16 protein-coding genes are annotated in these 19,670 nt (G+C 71.9%); 5 read left to right on the forward strand and 11 right to left on the reverse strand.

Annotated features, from left to right (window positions below; translation table 11 throughout):
• Window positions 1-83 precede the first annotated feature (83 nt).
• Both ACFVDP_RS24460 and ACFVDP_RS24465 read right to left on the reverse strand, forming a co-directional pair.
• Complete coding sequence (locus tag ACFVDP_RS24460) at window positions 84-2,651, reverse strand: polynucleotide kinase-phosphatase (RefSeq protein WP_383493286.1); 2,568 nt, start codon at window positions 2,649-2,651, stop codon at window positions 84-86.
• Window positions 2,648-4,150 (reverse strand): 3' terminal RNA ribose 2'-O-methyltransferase Hen1, encoded by a 1,503-nt coding sequence (locus tag ACFVDP_RS24465; RefSeq protein ID WP_383493290.1) that lies wholly within the window; start codon window positions 4,148-4,150, stop codon window positions 2,648-2,650. The genes ACFVDP_RS24460 and ACFVDP_RS24465 overlap by 4 nt, the downstream gene beginning before the upstream one ends.
• Before the next feature lie 81 nt (window positions 4,151-4,231).
• Between ACFVDP_RS24465 and ACFVDP_RS24470 the strand changes: the two genes are divergently transcribed.
• Both ACFVDP_RS24470 and ACFVDP_RS24475 read left to right on the forward strand, forming a co-directional pair.
• A complete protein-coding gene (locus tag ACFVDP_RS24470) occupies window positions 4,232-5,155 on the forward strand; it encodes an LLM class F420-dependent oxidoreductase (protein ID WP_383493293.1) in 924 nt (307 codons plus the stop codon).
• A gap of 330 nt (window positions 5,156-5,485) precedes the next feature.
• Window positions 5,486-5,674, forward strand: coding sequence for a hypothetical protein (locus ACFVDP_RS24475; RefSeq protein WP_383493295.1), 189 nt, complete (start codon window positions 5,486-5,488; stop codon window positions 5,672-5,674).
• Window positions 5,675-5,742: 68 nt separating this feature from the next.
• Here ACFVDP_RS24475 and ACFVDP_RS24480 read toward each other — a convergent pair whose 3' ends face one another.
• From ACFVDP_RS24480 to ACFVDP_RS24510, 7 genes are all read right to left on the reverse strand, one after another.
• On the reverse strand, window positions 5,743-6,234 hold the full coding sequence (locus ACFVDP_RS24480) for a DUF6099 family protein (protein ID WP_383493298.1): 492 nt from the start codon (window positions 6,232-6,234) through the stop codon (window positions 5,743-5,745).
• A gap of 118 nt (window positions 6,235-6,352) precedes the next feature.
• Window positions 6,353-6,691, reverse strand: coding sequence for a nucleotide pyrophosphohydrolase (locus ACFVDP_RS24485; RefSeq protein ID WP_383493905.1), 339 nt, complete (start codon window positions 6,689-6,691; stop codon window positions 6,353-6,355).
• A 95-nt stretch (window positions 6,692-6,786) separates the two neighbouring features.
• Window positions 6,787-7,959, reverse strand: a complete 1,173-nt coding sequence (locus ACFVDP_RS24490; RefSeq protein WP_383493301.1) for an AAA family ATPase — start codon at window positions 7,957-7,959, stop codon at window positions 6,787-6,789.
• A gap of 101 nt (window positions 7,960-8,060) precedes the next feature.
• Window positions 8,061-8,447 carry a cell division protein SepF gene (locus tag ACFVDP_RS24495; RefSeq protein ID WP_383493304.1) on the reverse strand — a complete coding sequence of 129 codons (387 nt, stop codon included), beginning with the start codon at window positions 8,445-8,447 and terminating at the stop codon, window positions 8,061-8,063.
• A gap of 103 nt (window positions 8,448-8,550) precedes the next feature.
• A complete protein-coding gene (locus ACFVDP_RS24500) occupies window positions 8,551-9,897 on the reverse strand; it encodes an FtsX-like permease family protein (RefSeq protein WP_383493307.1) in 1,347 nt (448 codons plus the stop codon).
• Between the two features lie 3 nt (window positions 9,898-9,900).
• Entirely contained in the window at window positions 9,901-10,665 is a 765-nt protein-coding gene (locus ACFVDP_RS24505) for an ABC transporter ATP-binding protein (RefSeq protein ID WP_383493310.1), read from the reverse strand.
• A gap of 274 nt (window positions 10,666-10,939) precedes the next feature.
• On the reverse strand, window positions 10,940-11,767 hold the full coding sequence (locus ACFVDP_RS24510; RefSeq protein ID WP_383493313.1) for an ABC transporter ATP-binding protein: 828 nt from the start codon (window positions 11,765-11,767) through the stop codon (window positions 10,940-10,942).
• Window positions 11,768-11,945: 178 nt separating this feature from the next.
• Between ACFVDP_RS24510 and ACFVDP_RS24515 the strand changes: the two genes are divergently transcribed.
• Genes ACFVDP_RS24515 through ACFVDP_RS24525 form a run of 3 tightly spaced genes read left to right on the forward strand, consistent with a single transcriptional unit; the run spans window position 11,946 to window position 16,020 of the window.
• Complete coding sequence (locus tag ACFVDP_RS24515) at window positions 11,946-14,114, forward strand: MMPL family transporter (protein WP_383493316.1); 2,169 nt, start codon at window positions 11,946-11,948, stop codon at window positions 14,112-14,114.
• Between the two features lie 5 nt (window positions 14,115-14,119).
• Complete coding sequence (locus ACFVDP_RS24520) at window positions 14,120-15,358, forward strand: sensor histidine kinase (protein ID WP_383493319.1); 1,239 nt, start codon at window positions 14,120-14,122, stop codon at window positions 15,356-15,358.
• On the forward strand, window positions 15,355-16,020 hold the full coding sequence (locus ACFVDP_RS24525; protein WP_383493322.1) for a response regulator: 666 nt from the start codon (window positions 15,355-15,357) through the stop codon (window positions 16,018-16,020). Before ACFVDP_RS24520 ends, ACFVDP_RS24525 begins: the two co-directional genes overlap by 4 nt.
• A 299-nt stretch (window positions 16,021-16,319) precedes the next feature.
• On the opposite strand, the gene ACFVDP_RS24530 is transcribed toward ACFVDP_RS24525, so the two are convergent.
• Together ACFVDP_RS24530 and ACFVDP_RS24535 are read right to left on the reverse strand one after the other, a co-directional pair.
• Entirely contained in the window at window positions 16,320-18,872 is a 2,553-nt protein-coding gene (locus ACFVDP_RS24530) for an ATP-binding protein (RefSeq protein WP_383493325.1), read from the reverse strand.
• Window positions 18,873-18,879: 7 nt separating this feature from the next.
• Window positions 18,880-19,572, reverse strand: coding sequence for a response regulator (locus ACFVDP_RS24535; protein WP_383493328.1), 693 nt, complete (start codon window positions 19,570-19,572; stop codon window positions 18,880-18,882).
• Window positions 19,573-19,670: the final 98 nt, after the last annotated feature.

Genomic DNA, 19,670 nt, shown 5'->3' on the forward strand with positions numbered 1-19,670 from the left:
CGCCCCTGAGATGGCGCACGCAGTGCGCATCTCAGGGGCGCGGGGAACTGCGCGACCAGCCACGACGGTGGCGCGGACGGAGATCAGAGGCGCGGGTCCACCGGCTCCGACTCCAGGGCCAGAACGGCGAACACGGCCTCGTGCACCCGCCACAGCGGCTCCCCGTCGGCCAGCCGATCCAGCGCCTCGAGCCCCAGCCCGTACTCCCGAACCGCCAGCGACCGCTTGTGCCCGAGGAACCGCTGCCGCAGCTTGGCCAGATTCTCCGGCCGCGTGTACTCCGGGCCATAGATGATCCGCAGATACTCGCGCCCCCGGCACTTGATCCCGGGCTGCACGAGCCGGCTCTTCCCGTCGCGGTCGTCGCGCACCAGCGCCCCGACCGGCTTGACGACCATGCCCTCGCCACCGCGTCCGGTCATCTCCAGCCACCAGTCCACGCCGCCCCGCACCGACTCCGGGTCCGCGGTGTCGACGTACAGCCGCCGCGTCGTCTGCAGCAGCCCGCTCGCGTCGTGCTCGACCATCCGGTCGACGAGTGCCAGCTGCTCGTCGTGCGGCAGCCCCGCGAGGGACCGACCGCGCACGGCCAGCACCTGGAACGGCGCGAGCCGCACACCCTCCAGCCCGTCCGTGCTCCAGCAGTAGCGCCGGTACGCGTCCGTGAACGCGGCGGCGTCGGCCGCCCGCCCCCGCTGCCGGTCGAGAAGGTCGCCCACGTCGACTCCGCGCCCCGCGGCGGCCTCCAGCGCGCCGAGCACACCCGGGAACACGGCCCCGGAGGCCGCGCCCACCGCCGCGTACTGCGAACGCAGCAGCCCGGACGCCTTCAGCGACCACGGCATCAACTCGGCGTCGAGCAGCACCCAGTCGGTGTCGAGCTCCGCCCAGAGTCCGGCCTCCGTGACGGCGTCCCGCACCCGCCCGAGCACCGCCTCCGTCATCTCGGCGCTGTCGAAGAACGGGCGCCCGGTACGGGTGTACAGCGCGCCCGTCACGGCCCGGCCGCCCTCCTCGGCGACCCCGAACCGCTCGCGGGCCACCGCCGCGTCCCGGCACACCAGGGCCACGGCCCGCGAGCCCATGTGCTTCTCCTCGCACACGACACGGGCCACCCCGTCGGCCGCGTACTGGGCGAAGGCCTCGGCGGGGTGCTCCAGATAGCCCTCCACCTGCGACGTCGCCGTCGGTGCCATGGTCGGCGGCAGATACGGCACGAGCCGCGGGTCGACCGCGAAGCGGCTCATGACCTCCAGCGCCGCCGCCGCGTTCTCCTCGCGCACCGTGACGCGTCCGCAGTGCCGGGTCTCCACGATCCGGCGCCCGCGCACATCGGCGAGGTCCAGCGGCCGGCCCTCGTGCCCGCCGGGCGCCTCCGTGGCCAGCGGCCTGACCGGCTCGTACCAGACCTGCTCGGCCGGTACGTCGACCAGTTCACGCTCCGGCCAGCGCAGCGCGGTGAGCCTGCCGCCGAAGACGGCACCGGTGTCGAGACAGATGGTGTTGTTCAACCAGGTGGCGGTCGGCACCGGGGTGTGTCCATAAACCACCGCCGCCCTGCCGCGGTAGTCCTCGGCCCACGGGTAGCGCACGGGCAGCCCGAACTCGTCGGTCTCGCCCGTCGTCTCCCCGTACAGCGCGTGCGAACGCACCCGGCCCGAGGTCCGCCCGTGGTACTTCTCGGGCAGCCCCGCGTGGCACACGACCAGCCGGCCGCCGTCGAGGACGTAGTGGCTGACGAGCCCGCGCACGAACTCCCGCACCTCGGTGCGGAACTCCTCGCTCTCCCCGCCCAACTGCTCGATGGTCTCGGCGAGTCCGTGCGTGTGCTGGACCTGCGCGCCCTTGAGCCAGCGGCCCAGCTTGTTCTCGTGGTTGCCCGGCACGCACAGCGCGGTGCCCGCCTTCACCATGCCCATCACCCGGCGCAGCACGCCGGGGCTGTCGGGCCCGCGGTCGACGAGGTCGCCGACGAACACCGCCGTGCGTCCCTCCGGGTGCGCGCCGTCGGCGTACCCGAGCTTGCCGAGCAGCGCCTCCAGCTCACTCGCGCAGCCGTGGATGTCGCCGACGATGTCGAACGGTCCGGTGAGGTGGGTCAGGTCGTTGAACCGCTTCTCGCGCACGACGCTCGCCCGCGCCACCTCGTCCGCGCCCCGCAGGACGTGCACCTTCCGGAACCCCTCCCGCTCCAGGTGCTTCAGGGAGCGGCGCAGTTCGCGGGTGTGCCGGGTGACGACACGGCGCGGCATGTCGGCCCGGTCCGTCCGCTGCGCGTTGCGTGCGGCGCACACGTCCTCGGGCACGTCGAGCACGACGGCGATCGGCAGCACGTCGTACGTCCGCGCCAGCTCGATCAGCTGACGGCGCGACTCCTGCTGCACGTTCGTCGCGTCGACCACCGTCAGGCGGCCGGCCTCGAGGCGCTTGCCCGCGATGTAGTGCAGCACGTCGAAGGCGTCGCGGCTGGCGCTCTGGTCGTTCTCGTCGTCCGCCACCAGGCCGCGGCAGAAGTCGCTGGAGATGACTTCGGTCGGCTTGAAGTGAGCCCGCGCGAAGGTGGACTTGCCCGAACCCGACGCGCCGATCAGGACGACCAGCGCTAGGTCGGTGACGGGCAGCACCCGCCCTGTGTTCTCGCTGTCGGTCATGCCGCCGCCTCCTTCTCTGCCTTCTCTGCCTTCTCTGTCTTCTCCGCTGCCTTCGGTGTCTCTTGCACGGTGAAGACCGCCATCTGTGTGGGCGGCCCCACCTCGGGGTCGTCGGGCCCCACCGGCACGTACCGCACGTCGTAGCCGTGCCGCCCCGCCACCCGCTCCGCCCAGGTACGGAACTCCTCGCGCGTCCACTCGAACCGGTGGTCGCCGTGCCGGACGTGCCCGGCGGGCAGGGTCTCCCAGCGGACGTTGTACTCGACGTTCGGCGTGGTCACGAGGACGGTGCGGGGCCGCGCGGACCCGAACACCGCGTACTCCAGAGCCGGCAGTCGGGGCAGGTCGAGGTGCTCGATCACTTCGCTGAGCACCGCCGCGTCGTACCCCTTGAGCCGCTTGTCGGTGTACGCGAGCGAGCCCTGGACGAGCCGCACACGCGAGGCCTGCCGCTCCCCCATCCGCTCCAGCTTGAGCCGCCGCCCGGCGATGGTGAGGGCGCGCACGGACACGTCGAGCCCCACGATCTCGGTGAACCGCACGTCCTTGAGCAGTTCCTGCACCAACTGGCCCTGCCCACAGCCCAGATCGAGCACCCGCGCCGCACCGGACGTCCTCAGCGCGTCGAGGATCGCCTCGCGTCGCCGCACCGCGAGCGGCACCGGCTTCTCCTCGGTGTCGGTCGACTCGTCCACGGCGTTGTCGATCTCCTCGACGTCCGTGTCGTCGGCGTCCGCGAGCCGCACCAGTTCGAGCCGCTGCATCGCCTGCCGGGTCAGCGACCAGCGCCGCGACAGATACCGGCTGGTGATCAGGCGCTGCTCGGGGTGGCCGGCCAGCCAGCCCTCCCCCGCGCGCAGCAGCTTGTCGACCTCGTCGGCCGAGACCCAGTAGTGCTTGGCGTCGTCGAGGACCGGCAGCAGCACATACAGGTGCCGCAGTGCCTGCGCGAGCCGCAGCTCCCCTTCCAGCACGAGCCGCACGTACCGCGACTCGCCCCACTCGGGGAACTGCTCGTCGAGCGCGACGCTCTCCACGCCGACGGTCCATCCGAGCGGCTCGAACAGCTTGCGTACGAGGTCGGGGCCGCCGCGCGCGGGCAGCGCGGGCACCTCGACGCGCAGCGCCAACGGCTCCTCGGCCCGCTCGGGGCGCGCCTTGCACACCCCGCGCAGCGCGCTGGAGAACACCGTGCTGAGCGCCACGGCGAGCAGCGACGAGGCGGCGTACGGCCGGTCGTTCACATACTGCGCGAGCGCCGCGTCGGCCGTCTTTCCCTGGCCGCCCTTGCCCTTGCTCCGCCGCACCAGTGCCACCGGATCCACTTCGAGCAGCAGCGCGGCCGTGCACCGCTCCGCGCTCGCCTCGGGGTAGAGGACGTGCGCGGTGCCGTAGGAGGTGGAGAACGCCTGCGCGCTCTCGGGATGCTTGTGCAGCAGGAACCCGAGGTCGGTCGCGGGGCGTTCAGGGGTACCGGTGGTACTGATCGTCAGGAACACGCGACCCAGTCTCCCCCGGGGGCCACAACGGCGACCAGCGAGTTTTCCCCCGCAAAGCCCGGCCCCGGGCATCATGGGCCCATGGATCTTCGAGTTTTCACCGAACCGCAGCAGGGTGCCACCTACGAGACGCTGCTCCGCGTCGCGCAGACGGCCGAGGAGCTGAACTATGACGCCTTCTTCCGGTCCGACCACTACCTCCGCATGGGCTCCGCCGACGGCCTTCCCGGCCCCACGGACGCCTGGACGACGCTCGCCGGTCTGGCCCGCGAGACGCGGCGGATCCGCCTCGGCACCCTGATGACCGCGGGTACCTTCCGGCTGCCGGGTGTCCTCGCCATCCAGGTCGCCCAGGTCGACCAGATGTCGGGCGGCCGGGTCGAGCTGGGGCTCGGCTCCGGCTGGTACGCGGAGGAGCACGCCGCGTACGGCATCCCGTTCCCGAAGGAGAAGTTCGGGCGCCTGGAGGAGCAGCTCGCCATCGTGACGGGGTTGTGGGAGACGCCGGTCGGCCAGCGCTTCAACTTCGACGGCGCCCACTACCAGCTGAAGGACTCCCCCGCGCTGCCGAAGCCCGCCCAGGAGCGGGTGCCGGTCCTCATCGGCGGCCACGGCGCCAAGAAGACGCCGGCGCTCGCGGCCCGGTTCGCCACCGAGTTCAACATCCCGTTCGCCTCCATCGCCGACAGTGAGGCGCAGTTCAAGCGGGTCGCGGCCGCCGCGGTCGAGCACGGGCGGACGGCGGACTCCCTCGTCTACTCCAACGCCCTCGTCATCTGCGTGGGCCGCGACGACGCCGAGGTGAAGCGGCGTGCCGACGCGATCGGGCGCGAGGTCGACGAGCTGAAGGCGAACGGTCTCGCCGGCTCCCCCGCGGAGGTCCTGGAGCGCATCGCCGCCTACCAGGCCGTCGGCTCGCAGCGCATGTATCTGCAGATGCTCGACCTGGACGACCTGGACCACCTGGAGCTGATCGCCTCCGAGGTGGCACCGCACCTCTCCTGACCACGTCACGTCCCTGCCCCCCTGTCATCTGCCCTCTGGCGCCCGACCTCTGTCGGCTGTCGTTCGTCACCTGATCTCTGACCTGCTTCATCCGTCCCCGGGGTCGGGCGTCAACTCCGCTGCCTCCCGGCCCCGCTGGACGGCCCCTGTCGGGTGAAATTGCGTCCATCCGTGGTGCGGGGCGGTCCCGCCGCAGTGACTCGGCCCGCCCGATGATCGTTGGCTCGGGCGGAGCCGGACCGCCCGGCCCCCGCGCCGGCGGTCGCTGCCGCGCGTCACTTGCGTCAGCTGCCCTTCCCCCGTGGGAGGGCGAGGGCCGAGGAGGCCGTCATGTCCCAGGAAGCCGTGCCCGAACAGGCCGCGCACGATACGACCGTGCCGGAGCAGCAAGGTGCACCCAAGGGTCTGCTGCAGCAGATGGAAGAGCTGATGGCGGCGCTCAACGCCGATCTGTCGCAGCTCGACGCCGACCTCCAACAGCCCCCGGGCGCCTCGCGTCCGGCCGCCGACGACCTCTGAGGCAGCCGCCCGCCGGGGCATCGCCGCGCTCCCTCAGCAGCCTGCGGGGAGCGCCGGTGCGCTCCCGGTCAGGCCGCCGAGTCGGAGCCGGGCTCCGGTCCGGGGTCCGCCAAGCGGCCACTCCGCTCCGGCAGTCGCCGCAGTATCTCCAGGACGCGGTCCCGGGATTCGTCCGCCGCGTCGATGGCTTCCATGCACTGCCAATAGGCGCCCTCCTCGAAGGACTCGCTCGCCACTCCCACGAGCGCGATCCCCACGTCGCCGAGCAGTGCGCCGAGGTCCATCAACGCCCGGCTCACATCGCCCAGTTCGGTTAACTGCGCCGCCCGTATCCCGCCGGCTCCCACCACCGGGACCACCGAGCCGCCGCTGCCCCGCGCTCCCGCCTCGCAGAGGCCCAGCGCCTCGCCTCTCAATTCCAGTGGTCCCAGCATGGCGAGGCGGCTACCGATCGCCTGTGCCAGGGCCTGTGCCTGCCACGCCTCCCTCATGATGTCCGGCGCGTCCTGGCTCTCCGCCAAGGCCCGTCGGCCGACCCCGATGAGTCGCACCGCATCCATCCGCGCCTCCACCCGTCCCGCCCGAACTCCCTTGTCCACTACCCAGAGTGAGGGCTCGTGAGGTGAAACGCCAGGGGAAGCCCGAAATCTGTGGAGAAGTAATCCGCTGTGGATATTTCTATGACTCCGGAGAGTGACGGATTCCCTTTTTTGCCCCCTCCGGGACCGGGAATCTGGCCTCGTTGCGGTCGATCTTCGCCGCGAGGGCGGCGAGCACGTCGACGCCGAGCACCTCGCACAGTTGGAGCAGATACGCGAGGACGTCGGCGACCTCGTCACGGACCCGGTGCGCCGATTCCGGATCGTCCATCACCCGGGCCGACTGCTCGGGCGTCAGCCACTGGAAGATCTCGACGAGTTCGGACGCCTCGACGCTGAGCGCCGTGGCCAGGTTCTTCGGTGTGTGGAAGGGCTGCCAGTCGCGGGCCTCGGCGAAGCGGGCGAGTCGGTCCTGCAGGGCCGCGACGTCGAGGCCGCCGGTCTCGGCCGAGCCGCCGGCCCCGCTCTTCGACCCGTCTGTGTCGTTCTGCGCGTCGTCGTTCTGTGCATCTGTCACGGTTCCAGGTCTACCACCGTCGCGCCGTGCGCCCGAGCCTCCCTCTGCGCACCCGCCCCCTGCCCCACCGCGGCGACGAGCCGGATGTGGCCGCGGGCGCACATCCGGGCGGCGAGCGCGGTGAGTTCGGCGCTCTGGACCGGGTCGAGGCCGCGGTCGAAGCCGTCCGCGGCGATGGTCAGGGTCTGATACGCCTCCGGCACCTCGGCCGCCGCGTCCACTTCCAGGACGCGGGGTCCGGTGAGCAGCACGAGGGCGAGGGCGAGGTATCTCAGCTCGCCGTCCGCGAGCCGCTCGACGGGGGTGCGCAGCCCGTCGCCGCGGTCGATGCAGGCGCGGACCGATCCGTCCCGTCCGGCCGGCTCGGCGAGCACGTCGAGGACCGGTCCCGCGAGGCCCGCCCGCGCCGCGGCGACCAGCAGCGCGTGCCGGTTGCCGCACTCGCTGCGGGTACGGCGCAGCACGGCCGCCAGATTGTCGCAGCCGCCGAGCAGCCGGTCGGCGCGGGAAGAGACGGGGGCACGCATCCGGGCGGGGTCCGGATCGCAGGCGAACGCCGAACGCAGCCCGACGACCACCTGCTCCGCCGCCGCGAGCACGCGCAGCTGCCCCTCCGTACGACCGGAGACGCGCAGCGGGAGCAGGGCCGTGCCCAGCAGGTCGTCGGGGAGCGGGCCCCTGGTGACCGGCACCGAACCGGCCGTGTGCCAGGCGGCCTGGACGTCGCGGCGGCCCGGATCGCGCAGGGCCGTCTCCAGATAGACGACGCCGGGGCCCGTCAGCCGCTCGCCGACGACGCGCAGTTCGGGTTCGGCCTGCACGGCGAGGTCGAGCCGGACGGGCCCGGCCGGGCCCTCGACGGTGCAGCCGATGCGGAAGCCGCGGCGGCGCTGCGCGTCGGGCCTCGCACGCTCGGGAACGTAGGACCGCGGGTCGGGGAACGCCTCCGCCAGGTGCGCGCCGCCGCCGAGCCTGGCGAGTGCGTCGAGGGCCCGCAGCGCGCTGCTCTTGCCGCTGCCGCTGGGGCCGGTCAGCACGGTGAAGGGGCCGAGAGGAACGGTGGTGCCGCGGTGGCGGGCGAAGGCCGAGAGCCGCAGCTCGGTCACTCGGGGACGGCCGGGGGATGCGCCGGGAGGTAACGGGGGCGCTCCCCGCTGGAGCTCGGTCATGAGGTGAACGTAGGCGGAACGGCCCCGCAGAACCGTTCGTCCCCGGTGACCTTCCTACGATCGAGCGATTATGCCGACCGGGATTGCCACCTGATGCGCGGTCAGGACAGTGCGCCCGCGCCCGCCACGAGCCCCTGCACCTCGGTGCCGGGCGGGGCCAGCAGGAACACGTTGCGGTCGACGCGGTGCATGCCGCAGCCGAGGCCGAGCACGACGCCGCTGCTGAAGTCCAGCACCCGCTTGGCGACTTCGGTCTCGGCGCCGCTGAGGTCCAGCAGGACCGGGATGCCGGCCATGACGGTCTCGGCGACGTCGCGGGCGTCGCCGAAGACGTTCACCCGCAGCACGACGAATCGGCGGCGCGGTTCGGTGTCCACATTCGGCATCGCCCGATGGTCGATCGCCGACGGCCACTCGTTGCGGCTGCGCAGCGGTACGACCTGGGCGAGCCCTTCCCACTGTTCATCGGTGACGTCGTGGCTGTTCACTGCCCCCACCCCGTCCGGGCTCGCACTGTTGTCTGCACCGACCAATTCTTACGTCATGTCACCCGCTTGGCCCAACACCGACACGGGCCGGAGCCCCTGTCGCTCATGCCGCCAGGGCCACCGCGTCGACCGCCGGGACCCGCAGTCCGCGCCACGCGGTGACCAGGCTGGTGACCATCGTGGCCGCCCCCGCAATGGCCACGACCGTGATCCAGATGCCGAGGCCCTGGTCCGGGAGCAGTCCGTCGGTGCGTACGGCGGTGAACGGAAGGATGCCGGCGAGTGCCGCGAGTGTGCCGAAGAACACTCCTGTGAAGGTCAGGACGACGCCTTCGACGGCGACGGTTCCCAGAATCTGGGCGGGGGTCGCGCCGGCGAGCCGCTGCTGCCCGAACTCGCGTACCCGGGCGGCCGTGGCCGCGTACAGAGAGTTGATCAGCATGACGCAGGCGAAGACGACGATGATGCCGACCACGGTCAGGTTGAGCGTCTCGAGGTTCTTGTCCTCTATTGACCTGGTCAACCCCGATGCCTTGATCGTGTCGTTCTCGATGGCCTGCATGTACAGCGTCGCGGTGGCCATGGCGGTGAAGAGGATCAAGGGCACGAGGACGCCGGACAGTTGGGGTGCCCGGTGTCGCATGTTCCGCACGCCCAGATAGCCGCTCGCGCCGGTGAGGGCGGTCAGGAGCGGTTCGATCCTGCCGAGGGCGGAGCGCAGCAGGCCGGTGGAGACGAGGGCGAGCCCCACGGAGAGGAGGATCGCGCCATAGGCGGGGGCCGCCATCAGACCGGGTTCCGTGGGCTTCATCGCATACGTGGAGCAGACGGCCGCGCCGCCCACGACGAGCGCCGCCCAGGACATGAACGTCCGTGTCCTGCCCCTGCCTCGGCGTATCCCCGACGCTTCCCTGGTGACGCGGCGGACCGCCAGGAACGCGGCGCCCGCGGCGGCGACGAGGGTGACGCCGATGCCCGACAGGAGGGCGATCGGCCCGAAGGAGTACGCGACCGGGTCGGCGACCTGTCCGCTGTCCTTGAACACGCCGAGCAGGACGGAGCCGCCGAGCGCGGCCGGACCGATGGCCAGGAGGGCCGCGGCGAGCGCCACCGCGACCGACTCTCCGACGACCATGCGCTTGATCTGGCCCGGGGTCGCGCCGGCGGTGCGCAACAGGTTGATCTCGTCCGTACGTTGACGGACGTTGACCGTCAACGTGGAGGCGACGGCGAAGAAGACGAGCAGGGTGCCGTAGCCGCCGACGACGCTTGCCGCGGTGCTGAGGGTGTCCGCGCTGGTGCTGTCGACACCGCTGCCGGCCGCCGTGTCGTGCATCGCGTTGAACGTCATGATGATCGCCGCGCCGAGGAAGGCGGCCAGGAGGGTCGCGAGGAAGCGGCCGGGGCGCTGTCGTACGGAGCGGGCCGCGAGGCCGAGTGTCGTGAACATCGCTCACACCCCCGCCGTCACGTCGTCACCGAGGTGGGCGAGGCGTTCGGCGACCGCGTCGGCGGTGGGAGCCGTCAGGTGTCCGGCGAGGCGCCCGTCCGCGAGGAACTGGACGGCGTCCGCGTACGACGCGGCGACCGGGTCGTGCGTCACCATGACGACCGTCCTGCCGTGCACCCGGACCGTCTCCTGGAGCAGTCGCAGCACGTCGCGGGCGCTGCGGGTGTCGAGGGCGCCGGTCGGCTCGTCCGCGAAGACCACCGACGGCTCGGTGACCAGGGCGCGGGCGATCGCCACGCGCTGTCGCTGGCCGCCGGAGAGCTGGTCGGGGTGGTGGCCGAGCCGGTCGCCGAGGCCGACGGCGGCGAGGGTCCGTTCGACCCGGGCCCGGTCCACGCGGCGGCCGGCGAGCCTGAGCGGCAGGATCGTGTTCTGGGCGACGGTGAGCGTCGGCAGCAGGTTGTACTGCTGGAAGACGAAGCCGATGCGGGTGCGGCGGAACCGGGTGAGCGCGGCCTCGCCGCGCGGCGCCTTCGTGGAGTCGGTCATCTCCTCGCCGGCGACCATGACCAGGCCGCTGTCGGGCCGGTCGAGTCCCGCGGCGCAGTGCAGCAGCGTGGACTTGCCTGATCCGGAGGGCCCCATCACCGCCGTGAAGGTGCCGGTGGGGAGGGAGAGGGTGATGTCGTCGAGCGCCCGGATCGTGGTGCCCTCGCCGGTACGGGCGTCGGCGCCGGCCCGGGTGCCGTAGGTCTTGGTGACCTTCACCAGGCGGAGCGCCTCGGTCCGCTGAGGTGTCTGCGCGTGTGTCTGTGTACGTGACTGGCCGTGTGTCTGTGCGTGTGTCTGTGCGTGTGACTGTGCGTGTGACTGTGCGTGTGACTGTGCGTGTGTCTTTCGCATGGCCGCCGGTCCCCTCGTCTGGCGCTCGCGCGCCCCGTCGTCTGTGTCTTCGACGGTAGGGACGGCGGGCCTCGGGGACACGGGGCGTACGGACCGGACCGGGGTGTACGCAGCACCACCCCCGGAGTGGGGGCGGGCCCTACGCGAGTCCGCCCGAGCGGGCCAGCCAGCGGCCCGCGTGGCGGGTGACCTCGATGGGGCGGCCGAAGCACGCGGTCATGCGGTCGGCGGTGAGCACGTCCTCGACGGTTCCGCGGGCGAGGACCCGGCCCTCCTTCAGGAGCAGCGCGTGGCTGATCGCGGGCGACAGTTCCTCGAGGTGGTGGGTGACGGTGACCGTCGCAAGCTCGGGGCGGTTGTCGGCCAGCCGGCGCATCGTGTCGATGAGGTCCTCGCGGGAGGGGAGGTCGAGCGCGTTGAACGGTTCGTCGAGCAGCAGCAGCGACGGGTTCGCCATCAGGGCGCGGGCGATGAGGATGCGGGCGCGCTGGCCGCCGGAGCAGACGCCGTACTCGCGGTCGGCGAGGTCCTTGATCTGGAGTTCGGCGAGCAGTTCGTGGGCGCGGTCGCGCACCTCGCTGTCGTACGTCTTCCAGAGCGGTTGCACGGTGCCGGAGTGGCCGGTCAGGACGACGGTGTGGCCGGGGAGGTCCTGCGGGACGCGCTGGGAGGTGGAGACGTGGCCGATGTGGGCGCGCAGCTCACGCACGTCGACGCGGCCGAGCCGGTGGCCGAGGACCTCGACGGAGCCGGTGGTGGGGAAGGTGGTCGCGCCGATCAGGCGCAGGATGCTGGTCTTGCCGGCGCCGTTGGGGCCGAGCAGTGCCCAGTGCTCGCCGGAGCGGACGCTCCAGTAGATGGCGTCGAGGATGACCTGGCCGGTGGTGAAGCGGCGCATGCTCGCTCCGTCGAGGGTGGCGACGACGCGCGCGCCCGTCTCGCTGATCCCGTTCCTGGTCCCGCTCATGGTGCCTCCCGCTGCCTCGCGCTGTCGCCCCGCAGAATAGCTGCAGACGGCACATATCCGTCGGGGCGTCCGAGGTGTGGACCCGGCCGGAGGGCGCGCGGGTCCACCGGTCGGTGGACGGCAGGTTCAACCGGTCGCCGCTGCCGGTGGCGCACCCCTCCCGAGCAGCATGGACGCCATGACCAACTACCCCGTACGCATGGCTCGTTGGAGCGCCGGACACCCGTGGCGCGCGATCGCCGGATGGTTCCTCTTCGTCGCCCTCTGCCTCGGCGCCGGCATCGCCGCCGGGTCGAACCCCGCCACGTCCGCCGACTTCGGTGTCGGTGAGGCCGGCCGCGCCGAGGCGATCGCCCGGGAGGGTGGGCTCGCGCAGCGGCCCGTCGAGCGGGTGCTGATCGAGAACCGGGCCGGGTCGGCGGCCCTGGACCGGACCGAGGGCGCCGCCGTCGCCGGGGACCTGACCCGGCGGATGCGCGCGCTGCCCGAGGTGCGGTCCGTGGCCGGGCCGGTGTGGTCGAAGGACGGCCGGGCCGTCCGCGTCGACGTCACCATGAAGGGCGCCGAGCTGGACGGCAAGAAGCACGTCGACCCGTTGCGGGCGCAGACCGCACAGGTCCAGAAGGCGCATCCGGGGCTGCGGGTCGAGGAGACCGGCGGCCCGTCCATCAGCCAGGGCGTCGACAAACTGCGCGGCAGCGACCTGTCCCGTACCGAGATGATCGCGCTGCCCATCACCCTGCTCACGCTGCTGTTCGTCTTCCGGTCGGTGGCGATGGCGACGGTGCCGCTGCTGCTCGCGCTGTCGTCGATCGTGGCATCGGTGGGCCTTTCGATGCTGGCCTCGCACGTCTTCCCCGACGCGGGCGTCGGCACCAACATCATCCTGCTCATCGGGCTCGCCGTGGGCGTCGACTACACGCTGTTCTACCTGAAGCGGGAACGGGAGGAACGAGCCCGCGCACAGGGGAAGTTGAGCCCACAGGCGCTGATCGAGCTGGTCGCCGCGACATCCGGACGCGCGGTGGTCCTGTCCGGACTGGCCGTCGCCGTGTCCAGTGCCACGCTCTATCTCGCGGACGACGTGATCTTCTCCTCGATCGCCACCGCCGCGATCGTCGTGACGCTGGTCGCCGTGGTCAGCTCGCTGACGGTGCTGCCGGCGCTGCTCGCCAAACTGGGTGCGCGGGCCGAGCGCAGCGCCACCCGGCGGAACAAGCCGCAGGCCGCCCCGAAGCCCGTACGGCACAACGCCCTGCTGCGCCTCACCGCCCGCCGCCCCGCCGCCGTGCTGGCCGTCGCGTCCGTGGCGCTGCTGGCCCTGGCCGCACCGCTGCTCGGTATGAAGCTCACCGACATGGGGCGTGAGACGCACTCGCGGCAGGTGCAGTCGATGCACACCTTCGACCGGCTCAACGCCGCGTTCCCCGAGGTCAAGGCCGTGCACCAGGTCGTCGTACGGGCGTCGGCGGACCGCGCGGACGAGGTGACGGCGGCGCTGCGGGCGCTGGCCGCCGAGGCGAAGGACGACCCGGGCATGAACGGCACGTCCACGCTGCGCACCTCGGCGGACCATCGCATCAGCTCGCTCGGCCTGCCCGTCCCGCACTACGTCAGCACCCGGCCCGCGCAGGACTCCCTCCAGCGGCTGCGGGAGCACTATCTCCCGGACACCGTGGGGAAGTTGGGGGTGGAGGCGGCCGTCACCGGTGACGTGGCCCGCTACGCCGACTATCCGGAGCACCAGAAGCAGAAGCTGCCGCTGATCATCGGCGCGTTGCTGCTCGTGACGTTCGTGATGACGGTCTGGGCGTTCCGGTCGGTGGTGCTCGGGGTGATCGGTGTCGTGCTGAATCTGCTGTCGGCGGGCGCGTCGCTCGGCGTGCTCACCCTGACGTTCCAGGGGAGTTGGGCCGAGGGGCTGCTCGACTTCGACTCGACGGGGACGATCGGATCGCGGGTGCCGCTGTTCCTGTTCGTGATCCTCTTCGGGCTCTCCATGGACTACCAGGTGTTCGTGATCAGCCGGATCCGGGAGGCCGTGCGGCGCGGGGAGCCGGCCCGGCAGGCGGTGCTCGACGGGGTGGGGAGCTCGGCGGGGGTGGTGACCAGCGCGGCGTTCGTGATGGTGACCGTGTTCGCGAGCTTCGTGTCGCTGCACTTCATCGAGATGAAGCAGATCGGGTTCAGCCTCGCGGTGGCGGTGCTGCTCGACGCGTTCGTGATCCGGGTGCTGATCCTGCCCGCGCTCATGTTGCTCCTGGGCAGGTGGAGTTGGTGGCCGTCGCGGGGTGCGCGCGAGCGGGCCGAAGCCCCGGCCGGGCGGTCGCTGGTGAACGTAGGCTGATCGTCATGGACCCGAGCCGGCAGAGCATCCCCGTGCCGCACCGCTGGAACGCCGTCGTGTGGGTGCTGTTCGGCCTGGTGCCGCCGGCCCTCGCGGTGGTGGACGAGGGCGCCTGGACGAAGTACCCGACGTACGGGCTGCTCTGCACGGTCACCTTCGCGTACGCGGCGGTGGCGATGTTCCCGGGCAGGCCGCTGCTCAGGCCGGGCGCCTACCTCGTGGTGCTGGCCGTCGGGCTCGGCGCGATCTCGTACGTCATGGGCAGCGGCGCGGCCCTGTTCATCGTCTCCCTCCCGCATTTCTGGATCTACGCCGCCGGGCCGGCCGGCGCGCTCTGGTCCAGCGGTGCGGCGGCGGCCCTGACGGTGCTGGGCACACTCGCCGGGCGCGGCTTCGACGACGTCGACGGATCCGTGGGCGAACTCCTCACCGGGAACGTGGTGTTCACGCTGGTCGGGTTCGCCGTCGGAGCCGGGGTCGGCCTTCTCGTGCACCGGATCACCGCGCAGAGCGAGTCGCGGGCCCTGCGCCTCACGGAGGAACTCGTCGACACCCGGGCCGCGTTGGCCGAGGCGCACCGGCGGCAGGGGGCGAACGACGAGCGCGAGCGGATGGCCCGGGAGATCCACGACACGCTCGCGCAGGGCTTCGCCTCGATCATCGTGCTGGCGGAGGCGGCGCGGGCCGGGATCGGGGAGCAACCCGCGCGCTCCGCGCAGCAGTTGACGTCGATCGAGCAGACCGCGCGGGAGAATCTGGCGGAGGCGCGGGCCCTGGTCGGCTCGACACCGCCGGACGGCGCGGTACAGGGGTCGGTGGCCGGGGCGCTGCGCCGCACGCTCGACCGGTTCGCCGAGGACACCGGTCTCACCGTGGAGGCCGAACTGCCCGACGGCCTGGAATGCGACCAGCAGACGCGGATCGCGCTGCTGCGCTGCACCCAGGAGTCCCTGGCGAACGTCCGCAAGCACGCCGGGGCGTCGACGGTCGTCGTGATCCTCTCCCCCGGCCCGGACGGCATCGAGCTGGAGATCACCGACGACGGGCAGGGTTTCGACGTCGGCGCGGCGCGCGGCTTCGGGCTCGACGGGATGCACAAGCGGCTCGCCGAGCTGGGCGGTGAGCTGACCGTCACCAGTTCGCTCGGGGACGGCACCCGGATACTCGCCTTCCTGCCGCTCGCCCACGATGCCCACGCCGTCCAGGTCCCCCACGCCGCCCATGTCGCAGAGGAGTCCGCATGACCAGCCAGGAGCAGAACAGAGCGCTGCGGGTCGTCGTGGTCGACGACCACACCGTGATGCGGGCGGGTGTCGTCGCGCTGCTCCTGCCCGAGCCCGGCATCGAGGTGGTCGGTGAGGCGGGAGACGGCCGGGAGGGCGTCGAGCTGGTCGAACGGCTCAGCCCGGACGTGGCCCTGCTCGATCTGCGGATGCCGGTCCTCGACGGGGTCGCGGCGACCCGGCGGATCGTCGCGGGGCCGGCCGCGACGCGCGTGCTGATCCTGACGACGTACGACACGGACGCCGAGATCGAGCACGCGGTGGAGGCCGGGGCCATCGGCTATCTCCTCAAGGACACGTCACGGGAGCAGCTCGTCGACGCCATCCGCTCCGCGGCGCGCGGGGAGACGGTGCTCGCTCCGCGGGTCGCGCAGAAGCTCGTCGCGAAGATGCGACGGCCCACGCAGGCTGCGCTCACTTCGCGCGAGGTCGATGTGCTCCGGGCCGTCGCGGACGGGTTGTCCAATGCGGAGATCGGGCGGCGGCTGGTGATCGGGGAGGCGACGGTGAAGACGCATTTGCTGCGGGTGTTCGCCAAGTTGGACGTGAGTGATCGGACGCGGGCCGTGGTCGTGGCTCTGGAGCGGGGGTTGTTGTCGGCGTCGGGTGGGGGTGCGGTGTAAGGGCGGGGCGGGGGTGGGGGTGCGTTGTCGGGTGCGGGTTCGTCGTGGCTGGTCGCGCAGTTCCCCGCGCCCCTGATGGGTTGACGGTCGGCTGACCGCCGGTGGCCGCTTCTCGCGCAGTTCCCCGCGCCCCTGGGAGCGAGCTTCGCTCGCCCAGGGGAGGCGGAGCGCAGCACAGCCTTCGGAGGGAGGCGGGCGCAGCGCAGCCTTCGAGGGGAAGGCGCGCGTAGCGCATGCCTTCAGGGGCGCGGGGAACTGCGCGACCAGCCACGACGCGAGCCGCGCTGTGCACTCCGCGCTCAAGTGATCGCCTCCGCCACGGATCCCCCCTGATACGGCGCCGCCGTGCCCGTTGCCGCGCGCAGGGTGAGGACCATGGTGAGGCCGCCGCCCGGGGTGTCCTCGGCGGTGAGGGTGCCGCCCATCGACTCGGCGAAGCCCCGCGCCACCGCGAGACCAAGGCCCACACCCGCTCCTCGGGGAGCGTCACCGTAGCGCTGGAACGGGGCGAAGATACGGTCCTTGGCCTCGTCGGGGACACCCGGGCCCCGGTCGACCACGCGCAGCTCCACCCGGTCCCCCAGCGCGCTGGCCGCGACCAGCACCGGCTCGTCCGGCGGGCTGTACTTCACGGCGTTCTCGACGATGTTGGCCACCGCCCGCTCCAGCAGGCCCTTGTCCACGCTCACCATCGGCAGCGCCTCCGGCACGTCCAGGTCCACACTCAGCTCCGGGTCCGGGACCCCGACCAGCGCCAGCGGCACCACCTCGTCGAGGTCGATCACCCTGATCAGCGGGGTGACCGTGCCGGTCTGGAGGCGGGACATGTCCAGCAGGTTCCCCACCAGGTGATCCAGGCGGTCGGCGCCCTCCTCGATGGCTTCCAGGAGTTCGGTCCGGTCCTGCTCGGACCATTCCACGTCGTCCGCGCGCAAGGACGACACCGATGCCTTGATCCCGGCCAGCGGGGTGCGCAGATCGTGCGAGACCGCGGCGAGCAGCGCGGTGCGCATCCGGTTGCCCTCGGCGAGCGAACGGGCCTGGTCCGCCTCGGACTTGAGGCGTTCGCGGTCGACGACGACCACGGCCTGCGCGGCGAAGGCGGCGAGGACGCGCCGGTCCTCGGCGGGCAGGACACGGCCGTGGAGGACGAGCGCGGTGTGGTCGCCGACGGGCATGTCGACGTCGGCGTCCTCGGGGCGCCCCAGCGGCCGCTGCCCGACGCTGCCCGCGCAGGTCCACGGCTCCGTGTCGCCCTCCCGTTCGAGGAGTGCGACGGAGTCCATCGCGAAGGTCTCCCGTACGCGCTCCAGGAGAGCCTCCAGGCTGGTCTCGCCGCGCAGCACGCTCCCCGCGAGGAACGACAGGATCTCCGACTCCGCACGCAACCGGGCCGCCTGATGAGTGCGCCGGGCCGCCAGGTCCACCACCGACGCCACCGACACCGCCACCCCTATGAAGATGGCGAGGGCGAGGATGTTCTTCGGGTCGGAGATCGTGAGCCGGTGGACCGGTGGTGTGTAGAACCAGTTGAGGAGCACGGAGCCGAGCGCGGCCGAGGCGAGCGCGGGCAGCAGTCCGCCGAGCAGCGCGGCCGCCACCGTCACGGCGAGGAAGAGCAGCATGTCGTTGGCGAGGCCGAGATCGGAGTCGAAACCGCTGATCAGGAAGGTGAGCAGGGCGGGACCGCCGACGCCGACGAGCCAGCCCCACACCGTGCGGTCGCGGCCGACGCCCTTGCGTCCGGCGGCGGCGAGGCCCCGGCCGCTGCCGACCTCGTCGTGCGTGACCAGGTGGACGTCGAGGTGGGGGCCCGACTGGATGGCCACGGTCGCGCCGACACCGGGCCCGAGGACGTACTGCCAGGTCTTGCGGCGGGAGACGCCGAGGACGATCTGGGTGGCGTTCACGCCCCGGGCGAAGGAGAGCAGGGAGGACGGTACGTCGTCGCCGACGACGTGGTGGAAGGTGCCGCCGAGGTCCTCGACGAGGGTGCGCTGAAGGGCCAGTTCCTTGGGCGACGCGGCCGTGAGCCCGTCGCTGCGGGCGATGTACACCGCGAGGACCTCGCCACCGGCGCCCTTCTCCGCGAGCCGCGCCGCACGCCTGATCAACGTACGGCCTTCGGGACCGCCCGTGAGGCCGACGACGATGCGTTCGCGGGAGCCCCAGATCTTCGAGACGTGGTGTTCGCTGCGGTACTGCTGGAGGTATTCGTCGGCCCGGTCGGCGACCCAGAGCAGGGCCAGCTCACGCAGGGCCGTCAGGTTCCCGGGACGGAAGTAGTTGGACAGCGCCGCGTCGACCTTGTCCGGCTTGTAGATGTTCCCGTGCGCCATACGACGGCGCAGCGCCTGCGGCGACATGTCGACCAGTTCGATCTGGTCGGCGCGCCGCACGAACTCGTCGGGGACGGTCTCCTTCTGCCGGACCCCGGTGATCGACTCCACGACATCACCCAGCGACTCCAGGTGCTGGATGTTGACGGTCGAGACGACGTCGATGCCCGCGGCCAGCAGCTCCTCGACGTCCTGCCAGCGCTTCGCGTTGCGGGCGCCGGGGACGTTGGTGTGCGGGAGTTCGTCGACCATCGCCACCTGGGGGCGGCGGGCGAGGACCGCGTCGACGTCCATCTCCGTGAACTGCGTCTCCCGGTAGTCGAGTTGTTGCCGCTCGACCTGTTCGAGACCGTGCAGCATCACCTCGGTGCGGGGCCGGTCGTGGTGCTCGACGAAGGCGACCACGCAGTCGGTGCCGCGTTCCGTGCGGCGGTGCGCCTCCGAGAGCATCGCGTACGTCTTGCCGACGCCGGGGGCGGAACCGAGATAGATCCTGAGCTTGCCGCGCGCCATCGCCTCGTCAGTTTCCCGGGTTCTCGAATCGGTAGCCCATGCCGGGCTCGGTGATCAGATGACGCGGACGGGACGGATCCGCTTCGAGTTTGCGTCTCAACTGGGCCATGTAGACGCGGAGATAGTTGGCCTTGTTGCTCTGCGAGACCCCCCAGACCTCGCTGAGGAGCTGCTTCTGGCTGATCAGACGGCCCGGGTTGCAGACCAGGATCTCCAGCAGGTGCCACTCCGTGGGCGTCAGACGGACGTCGCGCCCGTCGCGTACGGCCTTCTTCGCGACGAGGTCGACCGTGAAGTGGTCGGTCTCGACGACGACGCTGTCCGGGGCGAGGGCCACGGGCCCGGTGCGCCGGACGGCCGCCCGCAGGCGGGCCAGCAGTTCGTCCATGCTGAACGGCTTGGTCACGTAGTCGTCGGCGCCCGCGTCGAGCGCGGCGATCTTCTCCTCGGAGGCACTGCGCGCCGACAGCACCATGATCGGCACCCGGGTCCAGCCGCGCAGCGCCCTGATCACGTCGACGCCGTCCATGTCGGGCAGGCCGAGGTCGAGGACCACGACGTCGGGCTGCCGGGCGGCGGCGAGGCGGAGCGCGGTGGCTCCGTCGGGGGCCGCGTCGACGCCGAAGTGGCGCGCCTGCATAGTGATCACCAGGGCCCTGACGAGCTGCGGATCGTCCTCCACCACCAGTACGCGCGTCATGCCGTTCCTTTTCCGGTCCCGTTCCTGTTCGTGGCGGTGGGGGGGGGAGGGGAGGGGGGGGGCCCCCGGCCGCCACCGTCCCCCACACCGAACCAAAG

The organism is Streptomyces sp. NPDC057694 (assembly GCF_042799415.1).
GTDB lineage: Bacteria > Actinomycetota > Actinomycetes > Streptomycetales > Streptomycetaceae > Streptomyces.

Coding starts and splice junctions, on each gene's coding strand:
- ACFVDP_RS24460 (WP_383493286.1), bottom strand. CDS start 2,651: ATGACCGACAGCGAGAACACAGGGCGGGTGCTGCCCGTCACCGACCTA.
- ACFVDP_RS24470 (WP_383493293.1), top strand. CDS start 4,232: ATGGATCTTCGAGTTTTCACCGAACCGCAGCAGGGTGCCACCTACGAG.
- ACFVDP_RS24475 (WP_383493295.1), top strand. CDS start 5,486: ATGTCCCAGGAAGCCGTGCCCGAACAGGCCGCGCACGATACGACCGTG.
- ACFVDP_RS24480 (WP_383493298.1), bottom strand. CDS start 6,234: ATGGATGCGGTGCGACTCATCGGGGTCGGCCGACGGGCCTTGGCGGAG.
- ACFVDP_RS24490 (WP_383493301.1), bottom strand. CDS start 7,959: ATGACCGAGCTCCAGCGGGGAGCGCCCCCGTTACCTCCCGGCGCATCC.
- ACFVDP_RS24500 (WP_383493307.1), bottom strand. CDS start 9,897: ATGTTCACGACACTCGGCCTCGCGGCCCGCTCCGTACGACAGCGCCCC.
- ACFVDP_RS24510 (WP_383493313.1), bottom strand. CDS start 11,767: ATGAGCGGGACCAGGAACGGGATCAGCGAGACGGGCGCGCGCGTCGTC.
- ACFVDP_RS24515 (WP_383493316.1), top strand. CDS start 11,946: ATGACCAACTACCCCGTACGCATGGCTCGTTGGAGCGCCGGACACCCG.
- ACFVDP_RS24520 (WP_383493319.1), top strand. CDS start 14,120: ATGGACCCGAGCCGGCAGAGCATCCCCGTGCCGCACCGCTGGAACGCC.
- ACFVDP_RS24525 (WP_383493322.1), top strand. CDS start 15,355: ATGACCAGCCAGGAGCAGAACAGAGCGCTGCGGGTCGTCGTGGTCGAC.
- ACFVDP_RS24530 (WP_383493325.1), bottom strand. CDS start 18,872: ATGGCGCGCGGCAAGCTCAGGATCTATCTCGGTTCCGCCCCCGGCGTC.
- ACFVDP_RS24535 (WP_383493328.1), bottom strand. CDS start 19,572: ATGACGCGCGTACTGGTGGTGGAGGACGATCCGCAGCTCGTCAGGGCC.